General features: G+C 63.4%; 9 protein-coding genes. 5 read left to right on the top strand and 4 right to left on the bottom strand.

The genetic code is table 11. From position 1 onward, the window contains the following. On the bottom strand, positions 1-493 hold a 493-nt coding region (locus tag ACI944_RS10965), incomplete at its 3' end, for a hypothetical protein (RefSeq protein ID WP_411719090.1). Between the two features lie 325 nt (positions 494-818). Between ACI944_RS10965 and ACI944_RS10960 the strand changes: the two genes are divergently transcribed. Next, positions 819-2,663 (top strand): carbon starvation protein A, encoded by a 1,845-nt coding sequence (locus ACI944_RS10960; protein ID WP_411719089.1) that lies wholly within the window; start codon positions 819-821, stop codon positions 2,661-2,663. A gap of 37 nt (positions 2,664-2,700) precedes the next feature. Here the strand turns inward: ACI944_RS10960 and ACI944_RS10955 are convergent, their stop codons facing one another. Further along, the gene (locus tag ACI944_RS10955; protein WP_411719088.1) at positions 2,701-3,414 is read right to left on the bottom strand and encodes a hypothetical protein; all 714 of its coding nucleotides are present in this window, start codon (positions 3,412-3,414) and stop codon (positions 2,701-2,703) included. Positions 3,415-3,592: 178 nt separating this feature from the next. Between ACI944_RS10955 and ACI944_RS10950 the strand changes: the two genes are divergently transcribed. Continuing rightward, on the top strand, positions 3,593-3,799 hold the full coding sequence (locus tag ACI944_RS10950) for a hypothetical protein (protein ID WP_411719087.1): 207 nt from the start codon (positions 3,593-3,595) through the stop codon (positions 3,797-3,799). 39 nt (positions 3,800-3,838) lie between these two features. On the opposite strand, the gene ACI944_RS10945 is transcribed toward ACI944_RS10950, so the two are convergent. Continuing rightward, the gene (locus tag ACI944_RS10945; RefSeq protein WP_411719086.1) at positions 3,839-4,057 is read right to left on the bottom strand and encodes a hypothetical protein; all 219 of its coding nucleotides are present in this window, start codon (positions 4,055-4,057) and stop codon (positions 3,839-3,841) included. 50 nt (positions 4,058-4,107) lie between these two features. Here ACI944_RS10945 and ACI944_RS10940 point away from each other — a divergent pair, with 50 nt between their 5' ends. From ACI944_RS10940 to ACI944_RS10930, 3 genes are all read left to right on the top strand, one after another. Further along, entirely contained in the window at positions 4,108-4,419 is a 312-nt protein-coding gene (locus tag ACI944_RS10940; protein ID WP_411719085.1) for a hypothetical protein, read from the top strand. Positions 4,420-4,492: 73 nt separating this feature from the next. Then, a complete protein-coding gene (locus ACI944_RS10935; RefSeq protein ID WP_411719084.1) occupies positions 4,493-4,897 on the top strand; it encodes an SRPBCC family protein in 405 nt (134 codons plus the stop codon). Between the two features lie 83 nt (positions 4,898-4,980). Next, a complete protein-coding gene (locus ACI944_RS10930; RefSeq protein WP_411719083.1) occupies positions 4,981-5,196 on the top strand; it encodes a hypothetical protein in 216 nt (71 codons plus the stop codon). A gap of 11 nt (positions 5,197-5,207) precedes the next feature. On the opposite strand, the gene ACI944_RS10925 is transcribed toward ACI944_RS10930, so the two are convergent. After that, positions 5,208-5,632, bottom strand: a 425-nt coding sequence (locus ACI944_RS10925) for a GTP-binding protein (RefSeq protein ID WP_411719082.1), incomplete at its 5' end; no start/stop codon positions are given.

Here is a 5,632-nt window from a genome sequence, read left to right as displayed (position 1 = left end):
TCATTCGGACTGTGCGAACGACCCCGTGGGCCGGGTACTCGAGATAGGCCCGTTCGACCGGCGTTTCGAGTTCCCACGCGAGTGCCTTTGCCGCGGCTGTCGCCCGGACGCCCTGTGGCTCCCAGACACCCTGCTCCGGTGGCTCCCCGGGCGAGACGATGACCGGCACCGGGGGATCGTCGAGGCGTTTGTGCGCGATACCGTGGGCGTCCTTACCACGGAGAAAGACCTGCGTCTCCGGCGGATCAGCGAGTTCCGCCCACCGATCGAGGCGCGCCTTCGCACACCCGAGCGCCGAGCGGTACGCAGTCGGCGTGGTCGCGATCGGTTCCTCACGGAGGTCGGTGTCGGGATGGAGTAACTCCTCATATCGAAAGGCGAGGCTCTGAATCGACGTGACCGACTCCGGCGGATCGTAGTCGTCGTGTGTCCGTCTGTAGTAGAGTTTTCGCGGGCAGTACGCCGCCGTCGCGAGGTCGGTGAACGCTTGCATAGGGGGCCTGGTCCCGTATTGGTATATAAATGTTCGTTGGGACGCCGAGCGGAACGGTCAGCCGACGCGCTCGGGTCTGATGCTGTGATGTGGTTGAGCTTGATCAAACCGAGTTCGGTCGGACCGAGTTCGTTCGGATCGCGGGATCACCGGAACGGGTGATTGAACGTTGGTTTAGAATCTAATTTAAGCTACAATAAAATATTATATATGTGTATTAGTGAAAACGTAGTATTTTGAACCGGATGGCAATTGCTACCAATTAATGGTGGTCCTTTCTATGGATTTATAAGGCTGATGGGCGTGGATGCGGTTGGGTTCGCTCATGACACAAGTAATATGGATCGTGGCGGCGGTACTGGTGACGTTCTCGGTGGGATACGTCGGGTACTCTCGGTATCTCGCCCAGTTCGTCGATCTCAAGAAGGATCGAGAAACACCAGCACACAAGTATGAGGACGGACAGGAGTACGTCCCCTCTAAAAAACCGGTGCTGCTCGGGCATCACTTCTCGAGCATTGCCGGCGGGGCGCCGATCGTCGGGCCGATAACAGCCGGCGCCGTCTGGGGGTGGTTTCCCGCGTTGCTCTGGATCGCGATCGGGAACCCGCTCATGGGCTCCGTCCACGACTTCGTCTCGCTGTCGGGCTCACTCCGACACGAGGGCAAGTCGATCGGGTACATAATTGGTCAGTACGTCGGCGAGGGCGGCAAGAAGATGCTGCTTTGGTTCGCCTTCCTGACGATTATCCTTGTCGTCGCCGTGTTCGCGCTGGTCGTCGGGATCGTATTTAATGCATTCCCGCAGGTCGTGACCGCATCGTCCATCTATGTCGCCCTGGCGCTCGTCTTCGGGGTATACCTCTACCAACTCAACGGGCCGTTCATTCCAGGGACAATCGTGTTCGTTGCTGGCATCTTCGCCGCAGTCTGGGTCGGACTGCAGTACCCGCTGGCGCTGTTCGAACTCGCCGGCGACGCGGCACACGACCCCGGGACGATTGTTCTGTTGAGCGGGACCGGCTCGTGGGTGCCCGGCGCGGCCGCACTCGGCGGCAACACCGCAGCGTGGATTCCAATTGTTATGATCTACGGCGCAATCGCGAGCGCGCTCCCAGTGTGGGTGTTGCTCCAGCCGCGTGACTACCTCTCGTCGTTCCTGCTGTACACGGGCGTCGGCGGCGCGGCGCTGGCGATCGTCGTTGGGACGCTCCTTGGAACGTCTGCCGAGCCGCTCGTCATTGACTCCTCGATCGGCGCGTTCGAGGGCTTTTGGGGCGTCGAGGGCGTCTTCTTACCGTTGTTCCCAATGCTGTTCATCACGATTGCCTGCGGGACGATCAGCGGCTTCCACTCGCTGGTTTCATCCGGGACAACGGCCAAACAGCTTAACAAGGAGACCGACGCTCGCCTGATCGGCTACGGCGGCATGCTGGGCGAGGGACTGCTTGCGGCGGTCGCGCTGTCGACGCTTGCGGTCGCCGGGTTGACCAGCGGCGGCGGTATCGGGCGAGCACTCCCGAATTTCGCCTCCGGCGGCGGCGCTATCTTGACGAGTTTCGGCATCCCCGAGGCGGTCGGGTCGGTGTTCATGGCGCTCGTGCTCGTGAGCTTCCTGCTCACGTCGACTGACACGGCCGTCCGGCTCGGACGGTATATGATGGAGGAGATCGTCGGCACAACACCCGGTCGGACCGACACCGGACTGAGCGCGGATATCGGGTCGGTCGCCCGCGGCCGATACACCAACCCCCTCATCCAGATCATCCCGGCGTACCTGATGGTCATCTCCGGCCAGTGGGTCGTCCTGTGGGGGCTGTTCGGCGGCGCGAACCAACTGCTCGCGGCGCTCGCGCTCCTGACGGCCACGGTCTGGCTGGCCAACTGGGACGACACGAAGCAACTCGTCTCCACCGGCGTTCCGATGGCCATAATGGTGGTAATCACCGTGTTGGGCCTCTCATGGCTGGCCTTCTACGAGAACATCTTCTTGAATCTCATTCAGGGGCAGGCCGAAACGACCGGCGCGGCGATTTCATCCGCCGTTCAGGCGACACTCGCGATCGTCCTGATAGCTCTCGCGCTCGCGTTGGTTCGACTCGGCTATCAGAGCATCACCGAAGCGCGCGGCGGCCCCGAGACGCCCGCAGCCGAACCGGGCGACGACTAAACACGCCGGCGCCGCTTGCGGGTCGCTTTTTTTCTACTCACCGCCAGAAGCGTCTCGCAAACCGCGAGAGGAGCCCTTCATCTCGCTCGGAGGCGTCCTCCCAGAGCCGAAACGCCTCCGCGACATCGGCGGCCTCGCTCGCAACGAGTCGTTCCTCGTCGGGGACGACGACGACGAGGTTCACGTCGTAGTGGCCGTAGTAGCCGAGCTTCAACAGTTCGCGCTCGCGAAAGCCCGAGACGAACCCGGCGACGTCCTCGGGCAGTTCCGCACAAACGAGCACGAACGAAACATCCGTCCCAAAGTGTTCCTCGTCGGCGACGATCCGCTCGTCGGCGATGTCATGTCCCACTCCGACCAGACGGCGCAGCTCTGCGACGGTCGGGTGTCGCTCCCGACGGACGAAGAGGTACTCCTCGGCCTCGTGGTCAGCGTAGCTCAACGCCGGGTGGAAGAACTGCTTTTGATTGAGAACGCGCATTTCGCCGTACATATCCCAGCGCTCGCCGCGGACCTGCTGGTCGCGTTCGAGATCGTAGTTGTACATCAATCGGTCGCTGACTCGGTCGAGGTACTCGTCCTCCCAATTCGGGACGGCTTCGCGGATCTCTTTCGGGAGGTTCGCCGCGGCCTCGGCGGCGGCGCGTTCGGAGTCGTAGCCCCCGGCCGACGACTCGTCGTCGACACCCCTGGGGTCGTTGTTCCCGCTCGCGTTCCCCTCGGCGGTATCGCTTCCGTCTACGTCGCTCATCGGTTTCGTCCGCGGCGGGCGGGCACCCCGGATGCGGTTCGGTCAGTCATACACCGCGGTAGGACGGCGACCCGCAAATAGCCGTCGGCAACCTTGCGGCGGTTTCGCTCCAGCGTGTGTGCGCAAACGGCGCACAATCGTGGGGGAATTTAAATATGTCGTTGCCATACTGCAGGCTATGACCAGCGACAAGAGCGAGGCCTGTGGACGGTGTTCGATGACGACCGTCGTCGACGCCGTCGACGAGGGCGAACACGACCCCTTTGGCGAGGAGCGGATCGAAATCGACGAATCCGAGTTCCGCCGCGTCTCGCCGGCTGTCTGGCTGTCCGGGATCGGCCGCCGTCTGAACGACGCCGTCCAGCGGCTCACGTACGGCCGGTAGCCAGCACGCCTTCCGGTTTCTCGTCTTTCGTCCCTCGAATCAACTGTACGTAATGAGATACGTCAGCGAAAAGAGGACGATCGTCGCGGTGGCGACATTTATAAGTGACAGTTCGGCCGCGTCCAGCATCGACAGCCCCCAGACGACCGTCGCCCCGAACGAGGCCGACAGCGCCACGTTCAATACGAACAACACCCGGGGGTCGCCCCGCGACCCGGATACCCCGGCGTCGAACCCGTCCGCCTCGCCGTTATCCATACCGCCCTCTGCGGCGGAGTCTTTATTTTTCTGTCGACCGACTTACCGGTATGTCCCTCCCGAACCGGCGTGGCACCCCGGTCGATCCAGTCCCGTTCGTCGTCATCAGCGGGTTGGCGTTCATGTTGTTGTTCTCCTTTGGCCCACTCTACGGGCTGGCGTTCGGGCTCTCGCTCCCGACCGCACTCGCTACCTCGGGGATCGTATTCCTCGCCGTAGCCGGCCTTGCATTCTACCGACAGGTGTGGAACGCCCGGCCGCCCGGAGAGATATCGGTCCAGATGCGCGCCGAACAACTGCTCTACGGGGCGCTTGCGTTCGCCGTCATCGTCGTGGCAGCGACCCTCCCGCTGGTGCTTTGATCCGCGTCAGCCGGCAGCCGCGGGCCGGCGTCTTGGCGGCCGATTTATATACCGACCGACACAACGCGGCCGTATGCGCGAGGTTGAGCGATCCCGCTTCGTCTCGACGCGGCCCCACGAACTCCAGGCGTCGCTCGACCCCGCCCGGATCGTCGACTACGAGGGGAGTTTTTCAGTCGAATCCGTGACCGAGGCGGACGCCGGAACGCTTCTCACCGTCTCCGGCCCGGGACTGGCATTCGAATTACGCTTCGAACCCATCGAGAATGGCTTCTACTACACCCAGGCCGGCGAGGCCGGGCCGTTCGAGTCGATGGAGACATGGCTCACCGTCGCCCCTGAGGACGAGGGCTCGCGTGTCTCGATGCGCTCTGCGGTGTCGCTCGGTGTGCCGCTGCCGTTCGCCGACCGGATCGCCGCCTGGAAGCGCGCCGGCGAACTGGAGCGGGCGCTCGATCGGCTGGCTTCGGAGGGATAACGTGGTGTGGTCGACGGCAGCTGGTGTGCGTTAGCCGTACACACCCACGAAGGCGTTGTATTGACCGGGGCAAAGTCGTGGGTATGGGACTCATCGACAGCGTGAAGGAAGCGTTCGCGTCGCCCACCCCCAAGAGCCGTCCGGACGACGGCTCGAAGGGGGCGTACTGGTGTGACGACTGCAGCATCCGTATCCGGGACATCGAACTCGACGTCGAACCAGGTGAGACAGTTACGTGTCCGGACTGTGATGAGGAAATGCGATTCGAACGCTCCTCGGGACGGGACTGTGCCTGCTGACCCTGTGAACGTTATTCTCTGAGAACCGTTTCTGCGCCCGCTTCGTCGGGAAAGGCCTCCTCAGCCGCCGAAACGTCGCTGCCGGGATCGACCAGCGCGTCGTCGAGTGCCGCCTCGAGTGCCGCCCGGTCGTAGTCCGTCCCGATAAAGACCAACTCGACGCGCCGGTCGCCGTGTTCGTCGTCCCACGGGAGATCCGGTCGGTTCGAACGGTACATCTCCCGCTCGACCTCGGGGAGCGAGGCGATCCACGGTCCCTGCGCTGTCGCGCGCACCGACGGCCCGGCGACGCTCACCGTGATCCGAAGGTCGTTGCCGGCGATCCAGACTGTTCCCTTCGCCCGGACGACCGAGGGTGGCAACTCCCGAAACACTGCCGCGACGCGCTCGGGATGGAACGGCCGCCGTCGCCGGTACGTGAACGAAGTGACGCCGT

Source organism: Natronomonas sp. (assembly GCF_046710025.1).
Lineage (GTDB): Archaea > Halobacteriota > Halobacteria > Halobacteriales > Haloarculaceae > Natronomonas.
Note: the sequence above shows the minus strand (reverse complement) of the source record. Positions and strands in the feature narration are given on the sequence as shown.

What these genes read in the sequence shown, in the direction of transcription:
- ACI944_RS10960 (WP_411719089.1), top strand. Translation starts at nt 819, where the DNA reads ATGACACAAGTAATATGGATCGTGGCGGCGGTACTGGTGACGTTCTCG.
- ACI944_RS10955 (WP_411719088.1), bottom strand. Translation starts at nt 3,414, where the DNA reads ATGAGCGACGTAGACGGAAGCGATACCGCCGAGGGGAACGCGAGCGGG.
- ACI944_RS10950 (WP_411719087.1), top strand. Translation starts at nt 3,593, where the DNA reads ATGACCAGCGACAAGAGCGAGGCCTGTGGACGGTGTTCGATGACGACC.
- ACI944_RS10945 (WP_411719086.1), bottom strand. Translation starts at nt 4,057, where the DNA reads ATGGATAACGGCGAGGCGGACGGGTTCGACGCCGGGGTATCCGGGTCG.
- ACI944_RS10940 (WP_411719085.1), top strand. Translation starts at nt 4,108, where the DNA reads ATGTCCCTCCCGAACCGGCGTGGCACCCCGGTCGATCCAGTCCCGTTC.
- ACI944_RS10935 (WP_411719084.1), top strand. Translation starts at nt 4,493, where the DNA reads ATGCGCGAGGTTGAGCGATCCCGCTTCGTCTCGACGCGGCCCCACGAA.
- ACI944_RS10930 (WP_411719083.1), top strand. Translation starts at nt 4,981, where the DNA reads ATGGGACTCATCGACAGCGTGAAGGAAGCGTTCGCGTCGCCCACCCCC.